The organism is Kribbella sp. NPDC043289, from assembly GCF_056436705.1.
In genome coordinates this window covers 1,329,821-1,355,053 of the sequence record NZ_JBWKCB010000001.1, presented here as the reverse complement: position 1 = coordinate 1,355,053, position 25,233 = coordinate 1,329,821, and the positions used below count along the sequence as shown (strand labels likewise).

Below are 25,233 nucleotides of genomic sequence, written 5' to 3'. Positions count from 1 at the left end.
CCAGACGATGCATCGTCAGGATGTCTGCCGCCCGCCGTCCCTGCATGCCCTCTCCGGGGGTCGGCGCGCTCGATCAGAAGTTGATCATGTGGCCTTCGAGGCCGTGGAAGGCTTCTTGGAGGGCTTCGCTGAGGGTGGGGTGGGCGTGGACGTTGCGGGCCAGTTCCTTGGTGGTGAGGTCCCACTTCTGGGCGAGGGTGAGCTCGGGGAGGAGCTCTGTGACCTCGGGGCCGATCAGGTGCGCGCCGAGCAGCTCGCCGTACTTCGCGTCGCTGATCACCTTGACGAAACCGGTCGGGTCGCCGAGGCCGTGGGCCTTGCCGTTGGCGGTGAAGGGGAACTTGGCGACCTTGACGTCGAAGCCCTCCAGCCGGGCCTCTTCCTCGGTCCAGCCGAAGCTGGCGATCTGCGGCTGGCAGAACGTCGCCCGCGGGATCATCTTGTAGTCGAGTTCCATCGTCTCGTGTCCGGCGATGGTCTCGGCGGCGATCACGCCCATCGCCTCGGCCGCGTGCGCGAGCATCAGCTTCGCGGTCACGTCGCCGATGGCGAAGATGTTCGGCACGTTGGTCCGGCAGAAGCCGTCGACGCCGATCGCGCCGCGCTCGGTCAGCTGTACGCCGATCTTGTCCAGGCCGTACCCGTCGACGCGCGGCTGGAAGCCGATCGCCTGCATGACCTTGTCGGCCTCGATCGTCTTCTGGGCGCCGTCCTTGCCCGTGACGGTGACCTTGACCTTGTCACCGGAGTCGTCGATCGAGTCCACCCGGGTGCCGGTCAGGACGTCGACACCGAGCTTCTTGTACGCCTTGGCGAGCTCCTTGGAGACCTCGATGTCCTCCAGCGGAACGACCCGGTCCAGGAACTCGACGATCGTCACCTTCACGCCGTAGTTCGCCAGGACGTAGGCGAACTCGACACCGATCGCACCGGCGCCGGCGATCACGATCGAGCCCGGCAGCTCCTCGGTGAGGATCTGCTCCTCGTACGTCACCACGCGCTCGCTCAGCTGGGTGCCCGGCAGCAGCTTGGTGGTCGCGCCGGTGGCGACGATGCAGGAGCCGAACGTGACGGTCTCCGAGGAGCCGTCGTTCAGCGTCACGTCGAGGGTGTTCGCGTCGGTGAACGAACCCCAGCCGTCGAACTCGGTGATGTTGTTCTTCTTCATCAGGAAGTGGACGCCCTTGACCCGGCCGTCGGCGACCTTCCGGCTGCGCTGCACCGCGGTCGGGAAGTCGAAGGTGACCTCGCCGCTGATGCCGAAGGTCTTCGCCTCCGTCCGGAAGATGTGCGACAGCTCGGCGTTCCGGAGCAGCGCCTTGGACGGGATACAGCCCACGTTCAGACAGACACCGCCCCAGTACTTCTTCTCGATGATGGCGGTCTTCAGCCCGAGCTGGGCGGCGCGGATCGCCGCGACGTACCCTCCGGGACCGGCGCCGAGGACAACAACGTCAAAGTGCGAGGCCATGCAGTGAACTTTAATGGGTGGCACCAGCCGATCCGACAGCGCCACCGGCCCCTGAGCCGCGACTGACCGGCAACTGTGGCCCGCCTCATGGTCACGGTGCGTGTAGCGGGGTTCCGTCCGGACCGTACGGCGCTTACGCTGGCCTCGCGCGTGAGGCGAATTCATGGGGGACGCATGGGTCTGGGGAAACGCCGGTGGCTGCGACTCGCGGCACTCGGCACGGTGTTGGCAGTCGCCGCAGTTCCGGCGTACGCCGACGACCCCACCCCGTCGACCAGCGAGCCACCGCCCGCGTCCGTGACCGACGTGAACCGGTCGCTCGAGCAGCTCCAGGCGGAGGCCGCGGCCGTCCAGGCCGACTTCGCCAAGGCCACGATCGCCTACACCAAGGCTCTGAAGGACGCCCAGGCCGCGGAGGCCGCGGCGAAGAAGGCGGAGACCAACGCTACTAAGTCGAAGGGCGTCGCGGACGAGCAGCGCAGGCGGCTCGGAGTGATCACCGCGCAGGCGTACCAGATGGGTGTCCCGACCGTGCTGGGGACCGAGTCGATGCTCTGGTCGCTGGCCCCGGTCGCGGAGAACCTCCAGGAGATCGCTGACCGGCAGACCGCGATCACCCAGCTCGGCAGCACCCAGGTCGCGCAGTACCGGACGGCGATGGCCGCGGAGGCCGAGTCGACCCGGCTGCGGGCGGAGGCGACCAGCAAACGCGCGGCCGCCAATGAGGCAGCGACGAAGGCGCAGGAGCTCAGCAAGCAGGTGCAGCAGAAGGCGGCCGACGCCTCCGCGGCGATGGCCGACCAGACCGCGGACCTCGATGTCGCGTCCGCGCTGTCCCAGCAGCTCCAGCAGACCAGGAACGGTCAGGCGCTGGCCCGTTGGAAGACCTATCTGACCGAGCTGGCAGCCGCGAAGGTCACTCCCCCGGCGGCCGCCGTCCTGAAGAACCCCGCGAAGTTGCCGACCGGGCTCGCCCCGCTGACCCGTCGCGGCGCGGCCGTGCCAGGTGTCGCGTCGGTCGCCGTCGCGGGACGGACCGTCCGCGTGCTGTCGGCGGAGACGATCCGCGCGGTGAACCAGGCGTTCAGCCTGCTCGGCAAGCCGTACGGCGTCGCCGCCACCGGCCCCGACAAGTACGGCTGTCTCGGCGCAGCCCGCGTCGCCTGGCAGCCGTACACGACCCTGCCGAACCTGATCGGCAAGGTCTACCCCGACTACCAGGCCGTCCCGAACGCCCAGATCGAGCCCGGCGACCTGCTCGTGATGGGCAGCAAGTCGCTCGGCCTCGTGCACATCGGGATCGCGCTCGACAACGGCGAGATGATCGCCGCCGACGAGTCCAAGGGCTCGGTCGTCGTCACCACGGTCCCGGACAACCTGTACGCCGCCCTCCGCCCGACCCTCGGCGCACCGGCCAAGCCCCAGGTCGCACCGGTCGCGACCTCCGAGGCGTACGCGTTCCGCTGCGGCAACACCGCCACGTCGTACGACGTCGGCTCGGGCGCCTGGACCTGGCCACTCCCGGACGGGACGTACGAGATCGGTACGCCGTTCGGTCAGTCCGGCTCGGAGTGGTCAAGCGGCATGCACACCGGCCAGGACTTCCCCGCCCCAATCGGTACGCCGGTCCGCGCGGTGACCTCCGGGACGGTCCGGATCGAGCACCCGGCCTGGGCCGGCAACCTGGTCCGGATCGACCACGGCAACGGGCTCGAGACGCTGTACGCGCACCTCAGCCGAGTCGACGTCACGGACGGCCAGCAGGTCCAGGCCGGCCAGCAGATCGGTGCGGTCGGCAGCGAGGGCAACTCGACCGGACCGCACCTGCACTTCGAGGTCCGGCTCGGCGGCGACCCCGTCAACCCGATGCCGTTCCTGGCCACCGGTTCCGCGAGCACCGGATGGGGTGGCTACAGCAACGGCATGATCCCGGCGAGCAAACTGTGCGCCATCGGTGGCGGTCACCGGCTGCGGTGCGACGCGGCCGCGGCGTACCTGAAGCTCGGCGCGGCCTACCACGCCGCGTTCGGTACGTCGCTGTGCATCACCGACTCGTACCGCTCCTACTCCTCCCAGGTCGACCTCTACCAGCGCAAACCGTCCCTGGCCGCCCTCCCGGGTACGTCGAACCACGGGTGGGGTCTCGCGGTCGACCTGTGTGGCGGGATCGAGAAGTACAGCACCCCGCAGTACCAGTGGATGAAGACCCACGCCGCAGCGTACGGCTGGCTGCATCCCGCCTGGGCGGACCAGGGCGGGAACCGCGAGGAGCCCTGGCACTGGGAGTTCGGTAACCCGACCAGTTAGTAGCCGCCGGTAGGCTGTGATGGTGGCCGAGAAAAACAGTCCCGACCGCACGGACGACAACATCACCCTGGACGCTCAGGACGACCGGTGGGAGTGGCGCCGGCGGATTCGTGAGAACCCGCGGAAGCTGATGTTCTACCGGATCGGTGTCGGTGTCGTAGGTGGGTTGCTGATCATCGCAGCGCCGTTGACCGGCTGGCTGCCGGGACCGGGCGGGATCCCGTTGTTCATCGCGGGTCTCGCCGTGCTCGCCAGCGAGTTCGAGTGGGCGCAGCGGCTGCTGTACCGGGTCAAGGACTGGGTGAAGGCACTCACCCGCTGGACCGGCAAGCAGCCCGCCTGGCTGAAGGCACTCGGAACGCTCGCGCTGTTCCTCTGCGTCCTCGTCGCGATCTGGCTCTACATGGTCGTGCTCGGCGTGCCAGGCTGGCTCCCCGACTCGTGGGAGTCATTCCTGGACAAGCTGCCCTGGCTGCCCTGAGTACTTGAGTCCTGAGTACTCCGGCAGCTCGATCAGCTCGCTCATGTTCTCGGCCATCTTCAGCATCTGGTTCAGGAAGAACGGGATGTCGAGGATCCGGTTCCGGGCCGTGATCCCGAACCGGGTCGCCGGCGCGAGGAACGAGCCCGCGCGGCTCCCGTCCTGCGTGGTCGACACCGCCTTCCGCAGCCGGGTCTCGTACCGGTCGAACGCGATCCGGAAGTCGCGCGTCTGGGCCAACTCCCCCGCCAGGACGTAAGCGCCGACAACCGCTGTCCCGGTGCCGAGCGCACCGAATGTGGCGCCGTACCCCGCGTCGCCGAGCAGGACGATCCGGCTGGTGGACCAGCGGTCCACGCGGACGCGGCTGATCGAGTCGAAGTACAGCTCAGTTGCCGCCGGCAACGCCTCGAGCAGCGCCGGCACGTGCCAGCCCATACCGCTGAACTGCTCCCGCAGGATCGCCTTCTGCTGGTCCAGGTCCCGCCTGTTGTAGTCCAGCACCAGCGACTTGAACATGAACAGCGTCTGCGCCAGGCCCGGATCGCGCGTGTCCGCACCCACGCTCGCGAGCTTCCCGGGCACGTTGTACATCAGCGAGTCCCCACTGATCCCGAGCGTGTTCGGGACCTCCCAGCCACCGACGTAGTACCCGAGGTGCTTCTCCAGGACCTGCTCGGCCGGCCACGCGAGCCGCCGTACGACGGAGTGCATCCCGTCAGCGCCGATCACCAGGTCGTACGTCTCCTCGACGCCGCTCTCGAAACGCACGTCCACGCCGTCCGCCTGTTCCTGCAGACTCGCGATCGAGTCGCCGAAGCGGTACGTCGCCTGCTCGCGACTGTGCTCGTACAGCACCCGCGACAGGTCTGCCCGCAGTACCTCGAGCTCACCGCCGGCGAACTCGGCCGGCAGCCGCATCAGCTGACGCCCCGACGCGTCGACGAACCGCATCGCGTTGCCACCGGTCTGCAGCGACCGCAGCTCCTCCAGCACGCCCATCCGCTCCAGCACGGTCGTGAACACCTGACCGCGGAAGTCCACGGCGTACCCGCCTTGCCGGAGTTTGGGCGCGATCTCGACCACCGTCACGTCGTGTCCCGACCGGCCCAGCCACAACGCCACCGACGGACCGGCCACGCTCGCACCCGACACCAGAACCTTCATCATCGCCTCCAGAGCAGTAACTGTGTCTGCCGGACACAATAATGTGTATGGTAGACACAGTTCAAGTCGATTGCGGAAGGAACCCGGAATGTCCGATCTCCTGTGGGGCAGGCAGCCGCTGCCGAGCCGCGGCCCGAAGCCCGCCGTCACGCTGACCGAGATCGCCGCGGTGGGCATCCGGATCGCCGACGCCGAAGGGTTGGACGCCGTCTCGATGCAGCGCATCGCCGGCGAGCTGCCGGTCACGAAGATGGCGCTCTACCGCTACGTCCCGGGCAAGACCGAGCTGGTCGCGGTGATGAGCGACCAGGCCATGGGCGCCCCGCCGGACCGGCCCGGCGACCTACCGTGGCGCACGGCGCTGCGCACCTGGGCATTGGACCTGTACGACGGGTTCACCCGGCACCCGTGGTTGCTCCAATCGACGATCGGGCGCCGTCCGCTCGGCCCGAACGAGCTCACCTGGATGGAGCGCGGACTCGCCGCGCTGACTGAGAGCGGTCTGACCGGCGGCGAGCAGTTGGACGCGATCCTGGTGATCACCAGCCACGTCCGCAACATCGCGCAGCAGTCGACCACTTTCCCCGGTTACACCACAGGACTCACCGAGGAGGACTGGACGCGGTCGCTCGCGGAGATCCTCACCAGCGAAGCCGACCGCTTCCCGCACCTCACCGCCGCGATGCGAACGGCGGCCGGCAGCGAGAACCAGGGCCTGGAGTTCGGTCTGCAGCGCATCCTGGACGGCCTCGAACTCCTGATCAATGGGCGGACGGACTGAGTCGCAAGCCATTGAAACGTTGTCGGTACGCCGATGCCGACAGCCCGTAGTGCGACCGGAACCGGCGCGCGAAGTAGTTCTGGTCCGGCCAGCCGACCGACTCCCCGATCCGGCTGATCGGCGCGTCGGAGTGCAGCAAGCGGTCCGCCGCGAGCTCGACGCGATGCCGCGACAGGTAGGCCATCGGGGGCAGTCCGGTCACGGACTTGAACAACCGCACCAAGTACCCCGGCGCGAGATGCAGCTCGCCGGCCAGGTCGGTCAGCGTCCAGTGCCGCGCCGGGTCGGCCTCCATCATCCGCATCGCGTCGACGACCGCGGGATGCGTGTGCTCGCCGCGTTCGTCGCTCTTCGCCACCGTGCGCGCGACGCAGCTCAGGTACAGCGAGAGCCAGCCGATCACCTCGCCACGGTGCCGGCTGAGTGGCTGGTTCCGCAGCTGCCGCAACCCGTCCAGGTGGCCGACAGCCTCTTTCACGGTATCCGGATCGAGATGCGTCGCGAGCATTCCGCGGCGTTGCGCGGAGAACGGTCCGGTCCACAACAGGTAACCCAGTAAGGGATCTTCGCGCGCCCAGGCGAGTTCGCGGCGTACCAGATCGGCCGAGAAGCAGCAGTTGTAGACCTCTAGCGATTCGCACTCGACGTACTCGTGCCAGACGCCGGGACGGAGCAGGATCGCGTCACCGGCCCCCAGCCGCTGCCGCCCGGCGAGGCTGTGATGGACACCCGAACCACCGGTGACGAGCAGCAGTTCGAAGAAGCTGTGCGTGTGCAACGGATGGGTCTGCTCGTGCACGTGCGTCCCGGCGTGCACGACCGTCCCTTCGACGAAGTGCAGCACCGTTCCACGAGTCCTCACCGGCTCGTCGACCATGCTTCAAGATACGGGCCGAGGTGCAGATCGTGCTAGACCGAGTGCACTGTGGGCTACTCGCCGGCGACTGCCGGCCGCAGGATCGGTGAACAGGCGAAACGCCCCGCCGACCGAATCCACCGAGCTCTCGGCGTTTCGCCGGAACACTCAATGAATCGTTTCACTCTCCGGTTGGAGTCTCATGTCGCATCTCGCCGCACCCACCTCTCTCCGCTTCGAGCATCTGCTCGCTTCCCCAGAGTCCGGGGTCCTGGGGATCGGCACCGCGAGCCCCCGAATCTCCTGGCAGGTCCCGGCCGCCGACGCCGGCTACGCGCAGACGGCGTACGAGGTCGAGATCACCACCGGCAGCACCCAGGTCTTCACCGTCCAGTCCCCCGAACAACTGCTCGTGCCGTGGCCGGCTGAGCCGCTCACCTCCCGGGAGGTCGCGCAGGTCCGGGTCCGGGTCCGCGGCAACGACGACTGGAGCGCGTGGAGCGAGCCGGTCACCGTCGAGGCCGGGCTGCTCAGCACGGACGACTGGAGCGCCCAGTTCGTCAGCCCGCGGGACAACCCGCACGGCTCCCCCGCTCCCCTGATCGCCGGCGTCGCCGAGCTCCCCGACGGGATCGTCAAGGCTCGCCTGTACGCGACCGCGCACGGCATCTACCTGCCCGAGCTCAACGGGCAGCGGGTCGGCACCGAGGAGCTCGCGCCCGGCTGGACGGCGTACCAGTACCGGCTCCGCTACCAGATCTACGACGTGACCGCGCTTGTTCACTCTGGTGAGAACACGCTCGAGTTCCTGCTCGGCAACGCCTGGTTCCGCGGCCGCATCGGCTTCCGCGACCAGAAGGAGCTGTACGGCGATCGGCTCGCGGTCCTCGCGCAACTCGAGGTCACCACCGAGGACGGGCAACTGCACACCTTCGGCAGTGACGGCAGCTGGACCTCGCGGGAGAGCAACGTCCTCGCCGACGACCTGTACGACGGCCAGACCACCGACCTCCGCAAGCAGCTTGGCGAGCCGACGCCGGTCGACGTCCTCGACGCCGATCTCGGCCTGCTCGTCGCGCCGGACGGCCCGCCCGTCCGTATCACTGACGTACTGCCCGCGCTCGAGATCACCACCTCGCCGTCCGGCAAGACGCTCATCGACTTCGGCCAGAACCTCGTCGGCCGCATCCGGCTCACGGTCCGCGGTCACGCGGCGGGCGACGAGATCGTCGTACGGCACGCCGAGGTCCTCGAGCACGGCGAGCTCGGCGTCCGCCCGCTGCGGACCGCCAAGGCCACCGACACTTACTACCTGGCCGGCCCGGACGAGGTCGTCCTCGACTCCCCGCTCACCTTCCACGGCTTCCGGTACGCCGAGGTGACCGGCGTCAGCGACCTTCGCAAGGTGGACCTCGAGGCCGTCGTCATCGGCAGCGACCTGCAGCGCACCGGATGGTTCGAGTCGTCGAACGACCTGCTGAACAGGTTCCACGAGAACGTGGTCTGGGGTATGCGCGGCAACTTCGTCGACGTACCGACCGACTGCCCGCAGCGCGACGAGCGGCTCGGCTGGACCGGCGACATCCAGGTGTTCTCCCCGAGCGCGAACTTCCTCTTCGACGCGGCTGGGTTCCTCACGAACTGGCTGGCCGATCTCGCGGCCGAGCAGCAGAAGGACGGATCGGTACCGTTCGTCGTACCGGATGTGCTCCGCAACGAGTCGCCGGCCACCGCGGCATGGGGTGACGCGGCAACGATCGTGCCGTGGGTGATCTACGAGCGCACCGGTGACGCCGGCCTGCTCGCCCGCCAGCTGCCGAGCATGCGGGCCTGGGTGGACAAGATGGCCGACCTGGCCGGCGCCGACCTGCTGTGGTCGGGCGGCTTCCAGTTCGGCGACTGGCTCGACCCGACCGCGCCGCCCGAGAACGCGGCGGCCGCCAAGGCCGACCCCGACGTGGTCGCCACCGCGCACCTGGCCCGTTCCGCCGAGGTGTTCGCCAAGGCCGCGGCGGTCGTCGGGCAGGACGACCTGGCCCGCGAGTACGCCGACCTCGCCACGCGCGTGCGGCAGGCCTTCGCGGCCGAGTACGCGACCGACGGCGGCCGGGTGCTGAGCGACGCGCCGACGACGTACGCGCTCGCCCTGCAGTGGGCCTTGCTGCCGAGCGAGACCCAGCGCAAGCGGGCCGGCGAACGGCTCGCCGACCTGGTCCGTACGGCGAGCTTCCGGATCAGCACCGGATTCGTCGGAACGCCGCTGATGGCTGACGCGCTGGCCGATACCGGACATCCTGACCTGGCCTACCGGCTCCTGCTACAGACAGGCTGCCCCTCTTGGCTGTACTCAGTGACGATGGGCGCGACGACGGTCTGGGAACGCTACGACAGCATGCTGCCCGACGGCACCATCAACCCCGGTGAGATGACGTCGTTCAACCACTACGCCCTTGGCGCGGTCGCCGACTGGATGCACCGCCGCGTCGCCGGTCTGGCGGCCGCCGAGCCGGCGTACCGGACGATCGACGTGCGCCCGCTCGTCACCGGCCACCTGACCAGTGCGTCCGCCAAGCACCTCACGCCGTACGGCGAGGCCGCGGTCGCGTGGACCCGTTCCGACGGGCAGGTCACGCTCACGGTCACCGTCCCGGTCGGGTCGCGCGCGAACGTCGACGTACCGGGTCAGGACGGCATCGTCGAGGTCGGGCACGGGACGCACGAGTGGACCGCCGCCGACCCGTATGGCACGCCCGCTGAACTGCCGGCCGACGCCAGCATCCGGGCGCTGATCGACCACGAACCGACCTGGACCGCGCTCGTCGCGGCCGCCACCGAAGCCGGCGTCGTCACCGACGACGCCGACCTCGCCGCCCGCCTCAAGCGCTACCTCGACCAGCCGGCCGCCGGTGTGGTCGACGCGCTCGGCCGACAGTCCACCGAGTCCCTGAAGGCGGCGCTCGGCGCGGTACTCAACCACTAACCCGTCCACCAACTCACCCCGACCACCGCCCCGCTGCTTCGAACATCCCTTGGAGGTCAAGATGAGGTTCCGCCCAGGAGCGAGTGGACTGGCACTGCTCGCCGCCGGTTCGCTCGTACTCACCGCGTGCAGCGCGGGCAGTCTCGGATCCAGTAGTGACTCCGGCGGCGGCTCGGTCGAGATCACGTACCTGATCGGCAACCAGGATCAGGACGTGAAGGACGCCGAGCAGCTCGTCAAGGACTTCACCGCGAAGAACCCGGGCATCACGATCAAGACCGAGACCCGGCCGGCCGGCACCGAAGGCGACAACATCGTCAAGACCCGGCTGTCCACCGGCGACATGCCGGACGTGTTCAACTACAACACCGGGTCGCTGTTCCAGGCGATCGCGCCGCAGAAGAACCTGGTCTCGCTCAACGACCAGCCCTACATCGGGGACCTGGACGACAACTTCAAGAAGACCGTGACCGCCGACGGCCAGGTGTACGGCGCGCCGCTCGGCGGCTTCATGGGCGGCGCGGTGCTCTACAGCATCCCGGTCTACACCAAGCTCGGGCTGAAGATCCCGAAGACCTGGGCCGAGTTCATGGCCAACAACGCCAAGATCAAGGCGGCCGGCGGCGGCGTCGCACCGGTCATCCAGACGTACGGCGAGACCTGGACCTCGCAGCTGTTCGTCCTCGGCGACTTCCACAACGTCTCCGCGGTCGAGCCCGACTTCGCCGACAAGTACACCAAGAACCAGGCGAAGTACGCGACCTCGCCGGCCGCGCTCAAGGGGTTCGAGCACACCGAGGCGGTGCACGACGCCGGGTACGAGAACAAGGACTTCGCCTCCGCCAAGCTGCCGGACGGGCTGAAGATGCTTGCCACCGGCAAGGGCGCGCACTACCCGAACCTGTCCGGCGTGGTGGCCAACATGGTCGCGACGTACCCGGACGCGGCCAAGAACGTCGGACTGTTCGCGTTGCCTGGTGACGACGCGAGCAAGAACGGCCTGACCCTGTGGACCCCGGGCGGTCTGTACATCCCGAAGACCACCACCGGCGACAAGCTGGACGCGGCGAAGAAGTTCCTCGCGTTCGTCGCCAGCCCCGACGGGTGCGCCTCGCAGACCAAGGCCGGCGCACCGACCGGTCCGTACGCCGTCAAGGGGTGCTCGCTCGGGGACGACGTACCGCAGGCGATCAAGGACATGCAGCCGTACCTCGACAAGCCGGGGGCGTCCAGCCTGGCGCTGGAGTTCCTGTCCCCGGTCAAGGGCCCGTCGCTCGAGCAGATCACCGTCGAGGTCGGCTCGGGGATCCGGAAGGCGAAGGACGGCGCGGCCAGGTACGACGAGGACGTGAAGAAGCAGGCGCAGCAGCTCGGCCTGGCGGGCTGGTGATGCCTGATGACCGCGACCTCGGTGACACCACGTGAGCGCAGCAAGACCACCCCGGCCGCGTCGGCGGCCGGGAGCAAGGTCTACCGCCCGTACTCGAACTGGTTCTACCTGCCGACCGCCGTCATCTACGGTGTGCTGTTCCTGGTCCCGACCTTTGCCTCGCTGTACTTCAGCCTGACCCGCTGGAGCCTGTTCGAGTCGCGGTTCATCGGGCTGGACAACTTCAAGCTGTTCTTCCAGGAGCCCGCCCTGGTGAAGGGCTTCACCAACACGCTGATCTACGCGGTCGTCACGTCCGGGTCCAAGGTGGTGCTGGGGCTGCTGCTCGCGGTCCTGCTCACCTCCCAGATCGTTGCCCGCGGCTACCTCCGCTCGGTGGTGTTCTTCCCGGTGCTCGTCTCCACGATCGGCGTCGGCCTGACCTTCACGGTGCTGATGAACCCCGACCAGGGCCTGATCAACAAGTCGCTCGCGCTGGTCGGGATCACCGGACCGGGCTGGCTGACCGACCCGAAATGGGCGCTGCTGTCGGTGGCCGCGGTCGACGTCTGGAAGGGCGTCGGCCTGGCCACCCTGATCTACATCGCCGGCATCGTGTCGATCCCCCGCGAGTACATCGAGGCAGCGCGCGTCGACGGCGCCGGGTCTTGGCAGCAGTTCCGCCGGATCGTGCTGCCGCTGTCCCGGCCCGCCACCGTGACCGTCATCATCCTGTCGCTGATCGGCGGGCTGCGGTCCTTCGACCTGATCTGGGCGATGACCCGCGGCGGCCCCGGGTTCACCTCCGACGTCATCGCGTCGGTGATCTACAAGCAGTACCAGGCCGGCTTCTACGGCCTGTCCACCGCGGGAAACGTGGTGCTGTTCATCGTGGTGACGGCGATCATCCTGCCGCTCTCCTGGTTCCTGAACCGCAAGGAGGTCGACCTGTGAGCACGGCAGAACTCGTCAACCACCGCCCCGTCCGCAAGTGGGCGCTGAGCGCGGTCGCGATCCTGGTCTCGCTCGTGGTGTTCGTCATCCCGTTCGCGTTCATCGTGCTGACCGCGGTGAAGGACCGCACGCAGTCGGCGGACCTGAGCTTCTCGTGGCCGCACCAGTTCCGCTTCGTGCAAAACTTCATCGAGGTCGTCGAGGCGCGCGACTACATGCTGGTGATCGCGTTCATCAACAGCACGCTGCTGACCGTCGCCAGCGTCACCGGCATGGTGGTGCTCGCCGCGATGGCCGGCTTCGTCCTGCAACGCCGGAAGAGCCGTTGGAACGGGTTCATCAACTTCCTGGTATTAGCGGGCCTGATCATCCCGCCGGCCGTCGTACCGACGATCTGGGTCCTGCAGAAATTCGGCCTGTTCCGCACCATGCCGGGGTTGATCCTGATCGAGATCGCCTACGGGTTGTCGTTCTGCATCCTGCTCTTCCGCGCCTTCGTCGCCACCATCCCGAGAGAACTCGACGAGGCCGCGGTCATCGACGGGGCGGGCCCGTTGAAACTCTTCTTCCGGGTGGTCTTCCCGCTGCTCAGATCGGTGATCGTCACCGTCGTCGTGGTCCAGTCGGTGAACGTCTTCAACGACTTCGTGAACCCGCTGTACTTCCTCCCGGGCGACAAGAACGCCACCGTCCAGCTGACCCTCTACAACTTCTCCAGCCAGTACTCGACCCAGTACAACCTCCTCTTCATGGACATCCTCCTCATCACCATCCCCCCACTCATCATGTTCCTCTTCTTCAACCGCCAAATAGTCGCCGGCATGACCTCCGGAGCCATCAAGGGCTAACCCCACGACCACCCAGGCGTGCAGAAGAACGGGTAGAGCACCCGCTGTACGCCGTACGCGCGAACGCGGTCACGCCCAGGTGCACTAGCTACCTGTGCGACACCACCCGTCGAAACGCACACCCAGCCGTCGAAGTGCACACCCAGCCGCGCGCACGGGACAGCAGCCGCGATCCCGTGCGCGTGTCCACCACCGCCGCGGGAGTCCGTGTCGCAAGAAGCGAGCGGGGCGGAGACAGGAAAGCGTGACCGAAGACAGGCAATAGCAGGTCTCAACCCACCAGTTCCTGTCTCAGCCCCACCGCAGTCCCCCGGGTCCGCGGTCGGCGCCACAGACGCGGCGAGACGCGGGACGGGTGGGCGTCGGGCGAGTGCGGAAGGACCCGGGGAACACCCGACCTACGCGGTACGGGCGGAGGCGATCACGCGAGCGGTGGGTGGAGACAGGAACCGGTGGCTTGAGACAGGTAATAACAGGTCTCCAGCCACCAGACCCTCTCTCCACTCACCGCTTCCGGTCCCCCGCCCGACAGTTGCTGTTGCACCGGCCATCGCCTACTCCGGGCTCGCGGACGGCGCCTTCACGCGAGGCGAGTTGCGGGGATGGGTGGGCGTCGGGCGAGTGCGGATGGAGCGGTGGGACAGCCGGGGTACGTCGTACGCGCGGACGTGGTCGGGCTCGCTCGGTGGGTGGGGACGGGAACTGGTGGCTGGGGACACGTAATAACAGGTCTCCGCCCACCAGATCCTGTCTCCGCCTCCCACCACGTCCCGTCCCCCACCACGTCCCGTGTCCCACCAGCTCCGGTCCCCGCCACGTCCCGTCCCCCGCCACGTCCCGCCTCGCACCACGTCCCGCCTCGCACCACGTCCCGCCTCGCACCAGGTCCCGCCCCCACCACGTCCCGCCCCCACCGCGTCCCGTCGCCCGCCTGGCGGGCTCGGTGGGTGGGGATTACTTGGGTTTTTGGAGGAGGTGGGCGGCTTGGGCGGGGTCTTTTTCGGTGGGGAGGGCGGTTCGGGTGAGGGTTGCCAGTTCGGTGAAGCCGGCGGTGGCTAGGAGGGCGGCGATCTCGGCGGGGTCGTGCATGTAGACCTGGAGGTCTAGGTCGTGACCGTAGGCCTGGGTGAGGTGGCGGCTGCCTTCGCCGACCTTGAAGCCGTGGATCAGGTGGCCGCCGGGGCGGAGTACGCGGTAGAGCTCGGCGAACACCGCCGGCAGCTCCTCGCGTGGGGTGTGCACGAGCGAGTACCACGCGAGCGCCCCGGCCAGCTCCCCGTCCTTGATGTCCAGGTCGAACAACGACCCCACCTCGAACCGCAGCGACGGATACTCCCGCCGCGCCACCTCGACCATCCCAGGCGTCAGATCAACCCCGAACACATCCAGCCCAAGCCCCGCCAGGTACGCCGTGATGCGCCCCGTCCCGCACCCGAGGTCACCCACCGGACCGGGCTCGACCAGCGCCGCGAAGTAGTCCAACGCACCCTTCTCGAACGGATCGGCGCGGTGGTAGTCCTTCAGGATCGCGTGATAGTCGACGGCGGCGGTGTTGTATGACCCCTGGATATCGTTCACCCGAGGACTCTAGGCAGCCGCTCCGACAGTTTCTCGTAGTCGTCGAGTGAGTTGTACGCGTGCGCCGACAACCGGATGAACTTGCGGTCCTCGAACCCGGTGAAGGTGATCTCGGCGTTCAGTTCCCGCGAGATCCGCATCTTCAGAGCGTCGCCACCGGACAGGTCGACCGACGACGGCAGCTCGACCAGCCGCATCGTCGCCGGCGGGTGCACCACCTCGGCGATGCCGGTGCCGAGCGCCTTGGCCAGGATCCGCGCGCCCTCCTCGACGAGCGCGGTCAGCTGGGGCCGGCGGGTCGGCCAGTCGAGCTCGGCCAGCACGCGCAGCGACTCCGGAGCGGCGATCCACGGCACGTAGTCGTACGTGCCCTGCATGTCGAACCGCTCCGGCATCCGCTCGTCGTACTCCGACCAGGACACGATCAGCGGCATCGACGCCGACCGCCACCGTTCGGCGACCACCAGGCCGGCGGTTGCTCGCGGTGCGGCCGGCCACTTGTGGAAGTTGCCGGTCCAGAAGTCGGCGCCCGCGGCGGCCGGGGCGTCGATCAGCGCCGGCGCGTGGGCGCCGTCAACGACGACGGGTACGCCGCGTTCGTGGGCGGCCGCGACGAGTCCCTCGATCGGGAACACCTTGGCGGTCCCGGAGGTGATCTGGTCGACGATCAGCACGGAGGCGTTGTCCAGCTGCTCCGCGATCAGCGCGACCACGGTGTCGTCGTCGGCCTCGAGCGGGATCCCGACGTTCACCACTTCGGCGCCACGCTCCCGGGCGTACCGCTCGGCGGCGTACCGGACCGCGCCGTACGCGTGGTCGGTGAGGACGATCTTGCTGCCGGCCGGGATCGGCAGCGTGGCGAGCGCGACCGTCACGCCGGCGCTGGCGTTCGGGACCAGGGCGAACCCGGCCGGGTCCACCTGCAGGTACGCCGCGAGTTCGAGCCGGCTCGTGGTCAACCGGTCGGCGACGGTGCGGAACCAGACCATCGGGTTCGCGTCCATCTCCACCCGGAGGCCGGCCATCACCTCCTGCGTCCGGCGCGGCACGGCGCCGTACGAACCGTGGTTGAGGTGGAGGACACCGCTGTCGAGGGTCCACAGGTCAGGGCGGGGGCTGAGTACCGTCACCACCCAAACGGTACATACTTCATGACGTGTACCCCTACCTCGACCACGACGGACCGATCGCGATGGCGCATCGAGGCGGGGCCAGACACCCCGACATCATCGGGTACGAGAACTCGCTGCGCGCCTTCCAGCACGCGGTCGACCTGGGCTACACCTACGTCGAAACCGACTTGCACGCGACCAGCGACGGGGTCGTCATCGCCTTCCACGACCACCGGCTCGACCGGGTCACGGACCGGACCGGCGTGATCGCCGAGCTCCCCTGGTCGGAGGTCTCGAAGGCGAGGATCAACGGCCACGAGCCGATCCCCCGGCTCGACGAGCTGCTGGAACACTTCCCCGACATCCGGTTCAACCTGGACATCAAGGCCGAGGGTGGCCTGGAGCCCGCCGCGCAGGTCCTCACGGCGGCGAACGCGATCGACCGGGTCTGCGTCTCGTCGTTCTCCCAGTCCCGGGTACGCCGGATCCGCAAACGGCTCGGCCCGCGACTGTGCACCGGGTACGGCGACCGCGAGACCGCGCTGCTTCGGCTCCTGCCGTTCGCACTCCCGTCGAACGGCGCGTGCCTGCAGATCCCCGAGCACTACGGCCGGCTGCACGTACTCACTCCCGGTCTGATCAAGCGCGCCCACTCCCGCGGCAAGCAGGTGCACGTCTGGACGGTCGACGACGCGCCCACGATCCACCGGGTGCTCGACGCCGGAGTCGACGGCATCATCACGGACCGCACCGACGTACTGCGGGATGTCCTGATAGAGCGGGGCCAGTGGCACTGAAGTGTTATCGCCGGGTACGTCGCGACGTACCCCGGACCTGACAGACTTCCGCGCATGGGACTTCTCTCCGCCCCCGACGGTGTGGACAAGCGTGAGTACTGGGGGTTCAGCCTCTTCGACTGGGCGAACTCCGGGTACGTCACCACGGTCGCGACGGTACTGTTCGCGCCGTACCTGACCTCCGTCGCCGAGACCGACGCCTGTGGGTACGTCGGGACCACGGACCACCCGTGCAACACCGACCTGCACGTCCTCGGGCTCGGGATCTCCCCCGGCTCGCTCGCGTTCTACGTGGTCACGGTCGCGACGCTGGCCTCCGCACTGTTCCTGCCGGTGGTCGGGGCGATCGCGGACCGGATGGCCCGCAAGAAGCTCCTGATGTGCGCGTTCGCCTGGGCCGGTGCGCTGTCCGCCTGCTGCATGGTGTTCGTCGGCGGCGGCCGCTGGGAGCTCGGCGCGTTGCTGCTCTTCATCGGCAACGTCTGTCTGGGCTCGGCGCTGGTCGTGTACGACTCGATCCTGATCGACATCGCTCCCCCGGACCAGCGCGACGCCGTCTCGTCACGCGCCTGGGCCTTCGGGTACGCCGGTGGCTTCATCCTGCTCGCGATCAACCTGGCGGTGGTCACCGCGCACGACGCGCTCGGGATCAGCCAGGGCACCGCCGTCCGGCTCAGCCTGCTCAGTGCCGGTGTGTGGTGGGGCCTGTTCACGATCATCCCGTTCGTCCGGCTGCGGGACCGGCCGCCGGTGAGCGTCGAGCCGGTCCGCAGCCGCGGTCTGGTCCGGCAGAGCTTCGGGCAGCTGTCGGCGACCCTGAAGCACATCCGGACCTACCCGATGACGCTGCTGTTCCTGGTCGCGTACCTGTTCTTCAACGACGGCATCCAGACCGTGATCTCGGTGTCGTCGACGTACGGCGAGAAGCAGCTCGGGTTCCAGACCCAGGTGCTGATCGCGACCATCCTGGTGGTGCAGTTCGTGGCGTTCTTCGGCGCGATCGTGTTCGGCCGGGTCGCCCAGCGGTACGGCGCCCACCGGACCATCACCGCCGGTCTGGTGATCTGGATGCTGATCGTGATCGCCGGCTTCCTGCTGCCCGCCCACCAGATCGCGCCGTTCCTCGCGATGGGCGTCGCGATCGGGATCGTGCTCGGCGGCACGCAGGCGCTGTCCCGGTCGGCGTTCAGTCAGCTGATCCCGAAGGGCCGCGAGGCGGAGTACTTCTCGCTCTACCAGGCCGGCGAACGCGGTACGTCGTGGCTCGGCACGCTGGTGTTCGGTCTGGTCCACCAGATCACCGGCTCGTACCGTCCCGCGATCGTCGCCCTTGGCATCTTCTTCGTGATCGGTCTGGCCCTGCTGACCCGCGTCGACATGCGCCGCGGCATCCGGGAGGCGGGCAACAGCCAGCCGAGCGTCGTCTAGGCGGCGCCTGGTCCGACCTCGGACGCGGCCAGCGGGTGCCGGACCGTCGCCGCGGTCGAGTACTCGTCGGCGCCCACGTCGTACGGCGCTGTCCGGGCCTGACCGTCGACGTCGTCGGTGACCTGGCTCGCGTGGTTCAAGGCGGCCGCGTTCGCGGCGGCGCTGCCCGCACCGAGCCGGTAGACGCCGTCACTGCCGGCTGCGAGCTTCGGGTCGGCGCGGGTGAAGCCGGATGACGGGATGTTGCCGTCGGTCGCGCCGCCCCAGGTGATGTTGCCCGACCAGGTGATGCCGTCCAGGTACGGCATGTCGACGAGCTGACCGGAGTCGCCGACCAGGAGGTTGTCGGCGACCACGCAAGCCACCGGCGGGACGGTCCGCTGGCTCTCACCGGCCACTGCCTGGCCGTTGTTCCGGAGCGTGTTCAGCACGATCGTGACCCGGTCCGGGGCGTCGTTGCCGCGCCGTGAGTCGGACGGCTCCCCCTCGTAGTGGTCCCGCTCCGTACCGCTCCCGAGTACGACGCCCGCGCTCGCGACCCCGCCGACGTAGTTGTTCACGATCAGGTGGTCGTTGCCGTAGATCCGGATGCCGTTGCTGCCGGACAGCAGATAGTTGCTCTCCACCCGGTTGTCGTTGCCGTGCCGGAGCACGATGCCGCCGAGCGACGAGCGGACCGTGTTGTACCGGATGGTGTTGCCGGACGATTTCACCGAGATCGCCTCGGGGTCGCCGTTGCACCGCTCGAACAGGTTGTACTCGACGGTCGCATCGGCGGTACTGAGCGCGCGGCCGCTGACCCCCAGGCGGATCGGTTCGCCGCCGTTCGCCCCGCTGAACGTGTGGTCGCGGAAGTAGTTGCGCAGGATGTACGTGCGCTGTGCCATCGCTTCCGTGCCCGGGCCGTCGATCACCAGGTAGACGCCGAGCGTGGACTTGTCGTGGAAGACGTTGCGGTCGACCTTCACGTCGTCACCGCGGACGACGACCCAGTGCTCGGCCGCGCTCGCGAGCTGGAAGTCGTTGCGCGTGAGCCGGATCCGCGGACAGTCCGCCGGGATCTCCAGCGTCGTACTCTGCCGGAACGCGAACCCGCTGATCGTGATGTCCGAGGAACCGGAGAACACGAAACTCTGGGAGCCGGTGAGCGTCACGCCGCCGCGGCTCGCGGCGACGATCGTGATCGGTGCGGTGCTGTTGCCGTGCCGGTTGCTGATCGTGATCGGCGAGCCCGACGGTACGGCGTACGAGCCGTTGGCCATCGTGATCGTGGTGCCGGCGGTGGCGCTGTTGATGGCCTGTTGCAGTTCGGCGAGCGACGTCACGGTGGCCTGCTGCGCGGCCAGTGCGGGACGAACGTTCGCGAGGGAGAACGCGGCGGCTGCGATGCCGACGCCACTACTGGTCAAGAAGGTACGACGATCCATGACGAGACTCCTAGTGTCCTGGGTCGGACGTTCGGCGAGTGATTTCGGTGTTCAGGTGCGTGCATCGCGGTGCGTGGTCAGTGGCCTCGATGCGGAGCATCGTGGGCGCTGGGCACGTGCCGTGAGGTGCGTGCCTGGGCGCCGAAAGCGCCGCCGACCGTCCGACCCAGGTCACTAGCTGGGGCGGTAGAGCTTTCGGTACTCGCTGGGGGTTACCGAACTCACCTGACGGAACACCTTGGAGAAGTACGACTGGTCCATCCCGACGGCGGCCGCGATCTCCTCCATCGGGCGTGCGGTCGCCATCAGTTCGCGCTGGGCCCACTCGATCTTGGCCCTCTTGATGTACTGCTTCGGCGACAGCCCGAACTCGGTGCGGAAGTGCCGCAGGAAGCTCGCCAGGTCGTAACCCAACTCGGCGGCGAGCTCCTCCACGCTCGGCAGCGTGGCGAGGTTCTGCTGGATGTACTGCACGATCCCGGAGTCACTCGTCTGCTGCGTGGCCAGCCGCACCGAGCCCGCCGGCGCGCTGTCCAGGTAGTGCGCGAACAACGCGGTCAACGCGGACCGCAACCGCAGCGGCGTCGCGAGCCCGGGCGGGTCGCGATCGGCCGCGCCGACCTGCTCGAACAGGGCCGCCGCTTCCTCGGGCGCCTTGCTCGGGACGACGTACGGCAGGGTCAACAGCTCACCGATGTCGCGGTCGCCGATCAGCGCGTTGAAGTGCAGCCAGTGCTTCCGGAACACGTTGTCGCTGATCGTCTCGTAGGACACCGGGACGTCGGCGGGCATGTACACGAGCTCGCCCGGCTTCGGGAACAGCTCCGTGTCCCCCACGACGAGCCGGCCCTCGCCCTCGAGGATCAAGTACAGCCTCGAGAACTGATCGGGCATCAACGCGCGCGACCACTCGCGGTGCACCTTGGTGATCCGCGCGGCGACAACCAGGTCCAGCCGGAGCCGGTCGAGGTACGTCCGGATCGTCTCCTGGTCGGCGTCGACGTGCTGCGCGGTCCTCATCGCGCGTGCGGCCCGACGTCGGAGGCTGTCAGCGGACGGAACTTCACCCGCGAAGGCGAGTACTCGTCCGCGCCGACATCGGCCCGCCCCATCCGGTGGTGCCCGTCGAGATCGAGGTCCACGTCCGGGTAGCGCTGCGACGCCGCGTTGATGGCCGGGCTTCCCGAGCTCAACCGCCGTACGCCGTCCGCGCCCGCCGCGAGCCGCGGGTCGACGCGGGTGAACGCGGCGGCCGGAGCGTTGCCGTCCACGGACTGTCCCCAATGGATGTTGCCCGACCAGGTGATGCCGTCCTGGAACGGCATGTTCACCAACTGCCCGCTGTCCGCCATCAGGAGATTGTCCGTCACCGCGCACTCCAGCGGCGGGAGGGTCCGGTGGCTCTCGCCGATGATCGCGGACTCGCAGTCGAGCACGGAGTTCAGCGCGATCCGGACCCGGTCCGGTGCGTCGTTGCCGGTGCGCGACTTGGACGGCTCGCCCGGGTAGTGGTCGCGGACGCTCCCGCTGCCCAGGACGACGCCGGCGCCGCTGATCCGCTCGAGGTAGTTGTTCACGATCAGGTGGTCGTTGCCGTAGATCCGGATCCCGTTCTGGCCGGACAGCAGATAGTTGCCCTCGACCCGGGTCGCGTTGCCGTGCCGGAGCACGATGCCGCCGAGGCTGTCGCGGATCGTGTTGTGCCGGATGGTGTTGCCCGACGACTTCACCGAGATCGCCTCGGGGTCGCCGTTGGCGCGCTCGAACAGGTTGAACTCGACCACCGCGCCGGCCGTCGACAGCGCTCGCGGACTGACCCCGAGCCGGATCGGCTCACCGCCGTTGTCACCGGGGAACGTGTGGTCGCGGAAGTAGTTCCGGGTGATGTGCACCCCGCGCGCCATCTGATCGGTCCCGGCGCCCTCGATCCCGAGGTAGATCCCGAGCTTCGACTTGTCGTGCCACTCGTTGTGGTCGAGCGTCGTCTCGTCGGCCTGCACCATCACCCAGTGCAGTCCGTCGAGGTCGGCCAGCTGGAAGTCGTTGCGCGTCAGCCGGATCCGCCGGCAGTCGGGCGGTACGTCGAACGTCGTACGCTGCCGGAACGCGAAGCCGCTGAGGGTGATGTCCGACGAGCCGGTCAGCACGAAGCTCTGCTCACCGGTCAGTACGACGCCACCGATCGACTCGGCCCGGATCAGAATCGGTCCACGCTTCCCGGCGACCGCGATCGGAGCTTGTACGTCGTATGTGCCGTTGGCAACTGTGATGACGGTGTCCGGCGTGGCCCGCTCGATCGCGGTGCGCAGCTCGTCCAGCGAGCGAACCAGGGTGCCTGCCGAAGCCCGGCTGGGAAGTGTGACGGTCAGGCCGAGCCCGGCGATGCCGGTGGCGGCGAGGAAAGTACGACGATCCATGTCTCACCCCTTGAGTGCGCCGGAGGTCAGACCCCGGGCGAACGAGCGTTGGAAGAAGAGGAACACCAGCACCGACGGGAGCAGTGCGAGCAACGAGGCCGCGAGGACGACGCCGGGCGTGACCGCCTGGTCGATCCGCAGCGTCCGCAGCGCCAGCGGCAGCGTGTACGACGAGGAGTTCTGGGCCACGAGCAACGGCAGCAGGTACTGGTCCCAGATCATCGTGAAGCCGAACACCCCGATCACCCCGAGCGCCGGCTTGCACAGCGGCAGGATGATCTGCGCGAAGATCCGGAACTCGCCGGCGCCGTCGATCCGGGCCGCCTCCTCGAGCTCCCGCGGTACGTCCTTCATGAATTCGGTCATCACCAGGATCGAGAACGCCCACGCGCCGAGCGGCACGATCATGCCGGCCAGCGTTCCCATCAGGTCCAGGTGCAGCAGCGGCAGGTCGGCCAGCACCAGGGTGAGCGGCAGCGCGAGGATCTCCTCGGGCAGCATCATCGTGGCCAGGATCGCGACCATCACCAGCGTCATCATCGGGAACACCTTGCGGGCCAGCGCGTAGCCGGCCAGCACCGAGACGGCCACCTGGAGCAGCAGTCCGAACCCGACCACGAAGAACGAGTTCAGCAGATACCGCAGTACGCCGTGGTCGAACGCGATCCGGAAGTTGCCGAGCGTCGGCCGGTTCGGCAGCACGCTCAACTGGGTCGGGTCCGACACGTGGCTGAACGAGCCGACCAGCAGCGCCAGCAGCGGGCCGGCGAAGACGACGAACAGACCGATGTAGATCACGAACTTCGCCAACCGGGCCCAGATGCCCTTGCTCTCGGTCAGCCCCAACGCGGTCTCGGTGGCGGCACTCATGCGGCCCTCCTTCGGCGCAGCAGCTGGACGCACACCGTGAGCACGAGCGTCGCAGCGAACAACAGCACCGCACCGGCCGAACCGACGCCGAGGCGACTCTGCTCGAGCCCCAGCTTGTAGATGAGCGTCATGACGACCTCGGTCGAGCCGTTCGGCCCGCCGTTGGTCAGCAGGAACACCTCGGTGAACGTCCGGAACCCACGGACGGCGGCCAGCACGAACAGGATCGCGAACACCGGCCGCAGCCCCGGCAGCGTGACGTGCAGGATCCGCTTCCAGGTCGAGGCCCCGTCTACGGTCGCGGCCTCGTACAGCCCGCGGTCGATCCCGGCCAGCCCGGCGAGGAAGATCATCATGTCGTACGGCGCCCCGCGCCAGATGCCCGTCACGGCGATCGAGGCGAGCGACGTGTGCGGATCGTTGATGAACCCGGACGGACCGAGCCCGATCAGGCCGATCACCTGGTTCATCAGTCCGTCGCTCGTCGGGTGGTACATGATCCGCCACAGCTCCGCGGTCACCGCGAGCGGTACGACGACCGGCAGGAACGCCGCGGACCGGATGAACGTCAGCTTGCGCGTCTGTCCCTCGACGAGCAACGCCAGCCCGAACCCGAGCACCATCGAGCCGAAGGTCTGCCCGACCGCCAGCACGATCGTGTTCCACGCCGCCGACCGGAACCCGTCCGAGGACAGGATCTCCGCGTAGTTGGCGCCGCCGACCCAGGTGTTGCCGAGGTACGGGCGTACCTCCTGGAACGACATCGACACGGCCCGCGCCATCGGGATGAACTTGAAGTAGAGGAACAGGATCAGCGCGGGTGCCAGGAACAGCCACGGCACCCACCACTGACCACCGATCCGGCGCCGCTCCCGGGTCGCGGTCCGCACGACCGGCGCACTCAGGGATGCGGTCACGACGCGCCGATGCCCTGCTGGCCGAGCGCCTCACCGAGCTTCGTGTCGAGCTTCTGGAGCTCGGAGTTCACGTCCAGGCCGCAGTCCGCGATCAGGGCGTTCACGGTGTCCGCGGAGCTCTGGCGTACCACGGTCCAGTTCGGGATCGAGGGGGCGTAGCGACCGTGCTCGCGGTACACGTCGGCGTACAGCTTCCAGCGGGGGTCGGGGCGGACCGTGCTGATGTCGACGTTCTTGTTGACCGGCAACTGGACGATGAAGGCCTTCTCGCCCTCCATGCCGATCTTCTGGCCCTCGGCGGAGATGGCGTAGCCGGCGAACGCGTTCTGGCCCGCCTCGTTCTTCGAGCCGGCCATCAGGTAGACGCTGCCGCCCTCGGCCAGGACGGTCGAGTCCTTCGGGCCGGCGGGCATCGGCACGACCTCGTACTTGTCCTTGCCGAGCGAGCTGTCGAAGCGCGGCATCAGGTACGGACCGACGACGTACATGCCGGTCTTGCCCGCCTCGAACGTCTCGTTGGTGGGCGGGGTGTCCATCGTCGCGGCGCCGGGCTGGATCACCTTCGACGTACAGGCGAGGTCGCGGAACCACTTGGTGGCGGCGACCGACTCCGGGGTCGACATCGCGGGCTTGTACTTGCCGTCGGGCTGCTTCGCGATGAAGTCACCGCCGGCGGCCCAGAGGAAGTTCGAGAAGTACCACGAGGCGTAGCCGCGCTTGGTGGAGCCGGGCACCGCGAGGCCATAGGTGTCGGCCTTGCCGTTGCCGTCCGGGTCCTGAGTGGTGAAGGCCTTCGCCAGGGCGGCCATCTGGTCCCAGGTCGTCGGGGCGGGCAGGCCGGTCTTCGCGCGCCAGTCCTTGCGGATCAGCAGCGCCGAGGCCTGCGCGGAGTACGGGACGCCGTACGTCTTGCCGTCGGAGGCACGGGCGGCCTCGATGGCGGGCTCCAGCAGTTGGTCGCCGCCCTTGATCTGGCTCAGGTCGACCTGGCGGACGATGCCCTGGCCGACCATCGTGCCGAGCTGCGACGAGTCGTTCATGACGATGTCCGGCAGGTCCTTCTGCGCGGCGCGCTGGGACAGCTTGGTCTCGAAGTCGTCGAAGATCGCCGTGACCTCGACCTTCTGGCCGGTCGCCGCCTCGAAGGCCGCCGCGAGCTTCTTCATTCCCTTCTCCCCGTCACCACCGGGGGTCGTCCGCGCCCACAGCTCCAGCGGGGCGGACGAGTCCTGTGCGGTCTGACCGGCGCCGCCGGTCCCGCAGGCGGCCAGGGTCAGGACCGCTCCGAGCCCGAGGGCGAGCAGTCTGAACGGCCGGATCACGGACACACTCATGCCAGGTTCCTGTCTACGAAGAGGCCGATTTGTACTTTTTTGGCCTCATTTCGTCGCAAGATAGCGCTTTCCAAGCTGAGCCGTCAATGAGTCATCCGATCTCTCCCCACAGACCGCCGGCCGACCCGCGGGTCGGGGA

The 25,233-nt window shown here is 68.4% G+C and carries 20 protein-coding genes; 9 read left to right on the top strand and 11 right to left on the bottom strand.

From position 1 onward, the window contains the following. Window positions 1-73: 73 nt before the first annotated feature. The gene (gene lpdA / locus AC0662_RS06350; RefSeq protein WP_452204696.1) at window positions 74-1,471 is read right to left on the bottom strand and encodes a dihydrolipoyl dehydrogenase; all 1,398 of its coding nucleotides are present in this window, start codon (window positions 1,469-1,471) and stop codon (window positions 74-76) included. A 174-nt stretch (window positions 1,472-1,645) separates the two neighbouring features. Between lpdA and AC0662_RS06345 the strand changes: the two genes are divergently transcribed. Then, a complete protein-coding gene (locus AC0662_RS06345) occupies window positions 1,646-3,778 on the top strand; it encodes a peptidoglycan DD-metalloendopeptidase family protein (RefSeq protein ID WP_478298930.1) in 2,133 nt (710 codons plus the stop codon). A 19-nt stretch (window positions 3,779-3,797) separates the two neighbouring features. After that, window positions 3,798-4,259: a PGPGW domain-containing protein gene (locus AC0662_RS06340; protein WP_452204694.1), complete on the top strand. Its 462-nt coding sequence runs from the start codon at window positions 3,798-3,800 to the stop codon at window positions 4,257-4,259. Here AC0662_RS06340 and AC0662_RS06335 read toward each other — a convergent pair. After that, window positions 4,227-5,426 (bottom strand): FAD-dependent monooxygenase, encoded by a 1,200-nt coding sequence (locus AC0662_RS06335; RefSeq protein ID WP_478298928.1) that lies wholly within the window; start codon window positions 5,424-5,426, stop codon window positions 4,227-4,229. The genes AC0662_RS06340 and AC0662_RS06335 overlap by 33 nt on opposite strands. An 88-nt stretch (window positions 5,427-5,514) precedes the next feature. On the opposite strand from AC0662_RS06335, the gene AC0662_RS06330 reads away from it, so the two are divergent. Beyond that, a complete protein-coding gene (locus AC0662_RS06330; protein ID WP_478298926.1) occupies window positions 5,515-6,207 on the top strand; it encodes a TetR/AcrR family transcriptional regulator in 693 nt (230 codons plus the stop codon). Here the strand turns inward: AC0662_RS06330 and AC0662_RS06325 are convergent. Further along, a complete protein-coding gene (locus AC0662_RS06325) occupies window positions 6,188-7,084 on the bottom strand; it encodes an AraC family transcriptional regulator (RefSeq protein WP_478298924.1) in 897 nt (298 codons plus the stop codon). The two genes, AC0662_RS06330 and AC0662_RS06325, sit on opposite strands and share 20 nt — an antisense overlap. A 181-nt stretch (window positions 7,085-7,265) precedes the next feature. On the opposite strand from AC0662_RS06325, the gene AC0662_RS06320 reads away from it, so the two are divergent. From AC0662_RS06320 to AC0662_RS06305, 4 genes are all read left to right on the top strand, one after another. Next, entirely contained in the window at window positions 7,266-10,043 is a 2,778-nt protein-coding gene (locus AC0662_RS06320) for an alpha-L-rhamnosidase (protein ID WP_478298922.1), read from the top strand. 61 nt (window positions 10,044-10,104) lie between these two features. After that, the gene (locus AC0662_RS06315) at window positions 10,105-11,433 is read left to right on the top strand and encodes an ABC transporter substrate-binding protein (RefSeq protein WP_452204689.1); all 1,329 of its coding nucleotides are present in this window, start codon (window positions 10,105-10,107) and stop codon (window positions 11,431-11,433) included. A 6-nt stretch (window positions 11,434-11,439) separates the two neighbouring features. Continuing rightward, a complete protein-coding gene (locus tag AC0662_RS06310) occupies window positions 11,440-12,366 on the top strand; it encodes a carbohydrate ABC transporter permease (RefSeq protein WP_452204688.1) in 927 nt (308 codons plus the stop codon). Then, a complete protein-coding gene (locus AC0662_RS06305) occupies window positions 12,363-13,214 on the top strand; it encodes a carbohydrate ABC transporter permease (protein ID WP_452204687.1) in 852 nt (283 codons plus the stop codon). Before AC0662_RS06310 ends, AC0662_RS06305 begins: the two co-directional genes overlap by 4 nt. A 954-nt stretch (window positions 13,215-14,168) precedes the next feature. Here AC0662_RS06305 and AC0662_RS06300 read toward each other — a convergent pair. Together AC0662_RS06300 and AC0662_RS06295 are read right to left on the bottom strand one after the other, a co-directional pair. Next, window positions 14,169-14,792 carry a class I SAM-dependent methyltransferase gene (locus AC0662_RS06300; RefSeq protein ID WP_452204686.1) on the bottom strand — a complete coding sequence of 208 codons (624 nt, stop codon included), beginning with the start codon at window positions 14,790-14,792 and terminating at the stop codon, window positions 14,169-14,171. Beyond that, window positions 14,789-15,922 carry an aminotransferase class V-fold PLP-dependent enzyme gene (locus tag AC0662_RS06295; RefSeq protein ID WP_478298919.1) on the bottom strand — a complete coding sequence of 378 codons (1,134 nt, stop codon included), beginning with the start codon at window positions 15,920-15,922 and terminating at the stop codon, window positions 14,789-14,791. The genes AC0662_RS06300 and AC0662_RS06295 overlap by 4 nt, the downstream gene beginning before the upstream one ends. 26 nt (window positions 15,923-15,948) lie before the next feature. Here AC0662_RS06295 and AC0662_RS06290 point away from each other — a divergent pair, with 26 nt between their 5' ends. Continuing rightward, window positions 15,949-16,701 (top strand): glycerophosphodiester phosphodiesterase family protein, encoded by a 753-nt coding sequence (locus tag AC0662_RS06290; protein ID WP_478298917.1) that lies wholly within the window; start codon window positions 15,949-15,951, stop codon window positions 16,699-16,701. A gap of 54 nt (window positions 16,702-16,755) precedes the next feature. Continuing rightward, a complete protein-coding gene (locus AC0662_RS06285) occupies window positions 16,756-18,129 on the top strand; it encodes an MFS transporter (RefSeq protein ID WP_478298915.1) in 1,374 nt (457 codons plus the stop codon). Here the strand turns inward: AC0662_RS06285 and AC0662_RS06280 are convergent. The 6 genes from AC0662_RS06280 to AC0662_RS06255 form a co-directional block, all read right to left on the bottom strand. Next, window positions 18,126-19,556: a polysaccharide lyase 6 family protein gene (locus AC0662_RS06280; protein WP_478298913.1), complete on the bottom strand. Its 1,431-nt coding sequence runs from the start codon at window positions 19,554-19,556 to the stop codon at window positions 18,126-18,128. The two genes, AC0662_RS06285 and AC0662_RS06280, sit on opposite strands and share 4 nt — an antisense overlap. A 174-nt stretch (window positions 19,557-19,730) precedes the next feature. Further along, window positions 19,731-20,576: an AraC family transcriptional regulator gene (locus AC0662_RS06275; RefSeq protein WP_478298911.1), complete on the bottom strand. Its 846-nt coding sequence runs from the start codon at window positions 20,574-20,576 to the stop codon at window positions 19,731-19,733. After that, window positions 20,573-21,973, bottom strand: a complete 1,401-nt coding sequence (locus AC0662_RS06270) for a polysaccharide lyase 6 family protein (protein ID WP_478298909.1) — start codon at window positions 21,971-21,973, stop codon at window positions 20,573-20,575. The genes AC0662_RS06275 and AC0662_RS06270 overlap by 4 nt, the downstream gene beginning before the upstream one ends. A 3-nt stretch (window positions 21,974-21,976) precedes the next feature. Continuing rightward, a complete protein-coding gene (locus AC0662_RS06265) occupies window positions 21,977-22,843 on the bottom strand; it encodes a carbohydrate ABC transporter permease (RefSeq protein ID WP_452202761.1) in 867 nt (288 codons plus the stop codon). Continuing rightward, complete coding sequence (locus AC0662_RS06260) at window positions 22,840-23,760, bottom strand: carbohydrate ABC transporter permease (RefSeq protein ID WP_478298907.1); 921 nt, start codon at window positions 23,758-23,760, stop codon at window positions 22,840-22,842. Before AC0662_RS06260 ends, AC0662_RS06265 begins: the two co-directional genes overlap by 4 nt. After that, on the bottom strand, window positions 23,757-25,094 hold the full coding sequence (locus AC0662_RS06255) for a sugar ABC transporter substrate-binding protein (RefSeq protein WP_452202764.1): 1,338 nt from the start codon (window positions 25,092-25,094) through the stop codon (window positions 23,757-23,759). The genes AC0662_RS06260 and AC0662_RS06255 overlap by 4 nt, the downstream gene beginning before the upstream one ends. Between the last annotated feature and the right edge of the window lie 139 nt (window positions 25,095-25,233).

Bases quoted from the DNA above. Each gene is read 5' to 3' on its own strand.
- lpdA (WP_452204696.1), bottom strand. From the start codon at position 1,471: ATGGCCTCGCACTTTGACGTTGTTGTCCTCGGCGCCGGTCCCGGAGGG.
- AC0662_RS06345 (WP_478298930.1), top strand. From the start codon at position 1,646: ATGGGTCTGGGGAAACGCCGGTGGCTGCGACTCGCGGCACTCGGCACG.
- AC0662_RS06340 (WP_452204694.1), top strand. From the start codon at position 3,798: ATGGTGGCCGAGAAAAACAGTCCCGACCGCACGGACGACAACATCACC.
- AC0662_RS06335 (WP_478298928.1), bottom strand. From the start codon at position 5,426: ATGAAGGTTCTGGTGTCGGGTGCGAGCGTGGCCGGTCCGTCGGTGGCG.
- AC0662_RS06330 (WP_478298926.1), top strand. From the start codon at position 5,515: ATGTCCGATCTCCTGTGGGGCAGGCAGCCGCTGCCGAGCCGCGGCCCG.
- AC0662_RS06325 (WP_478298924.1), bottom strand. From the start codon at position 7,084: ATGGTCGACGAGCCGGTGAGGACTCGTGGAACGGTGCTGCACTTCGTC.
- AC0662_RS06320 (WP_478298922.1), top strand. From the start codon at position 7,266: ATGTCGCATCTCGCCGCACCCACCTCTCTCCGCTTCGAGCATCTGCTC.
- AC0662_RS06315 (WP_452204689.1), top strand. From the start codon at position 10,105: ATGAGGTTCCGCCCAGGAGCGAGTGGACTGGCACTGCTCGCCGCCGGT.
- AC0662_RS06310 (WP_452204688.1), top strand. From the start codon at position 11,440: ATGACCGCGACCTCGGTGACACCACGTGAGCGCAGCAAGACCACCCCG.
- AC0662_RS06285 (WP_478298915.1), top strand. From the start codon at position 16,756: ATGGGACTTCTCTCCGCCCCCGACGGTGTGGACAAGCGTGAGTACTGG.
- AC0662_RS06280 (WP_478298913.1), bottom strand. From the start codon at position 19,556: ATGGATCGTCGTACCTTCTTGACCAGTAGTGGCGTCGGCATCGCAGCC.
- AC0662_RS06275 (WP_478298911.1), bottom strand. From the start codon at position 20,576: ATGAGGACCGCGCAGCACGTCGACGCCGACCAGGAGACGATCCGGACG.
- AC0662_RS06270 (WP_478298909.1), bottom strand. From the start codon at position 21,973: ATGGATCGTCGTACTTTCCTCGCCGCCACCGGCATCGCCGGGCTCGGC.
- AC0662_RS06265 (WP_452202761.1), bottom strand. From the start codon at position 22,843: ATGAGTGCCGCCACCGAGACCGCGTTGGGGCTGACCGAGAGCAAGGGC.
- AC0662_RS06255 (WP_452202764.1), bottom strand. From the start codon at position 25,094: ATGAGTGTGTCCGTGATCCGGCCGTTCAGACTGCTCGCCCTCGGGCTC.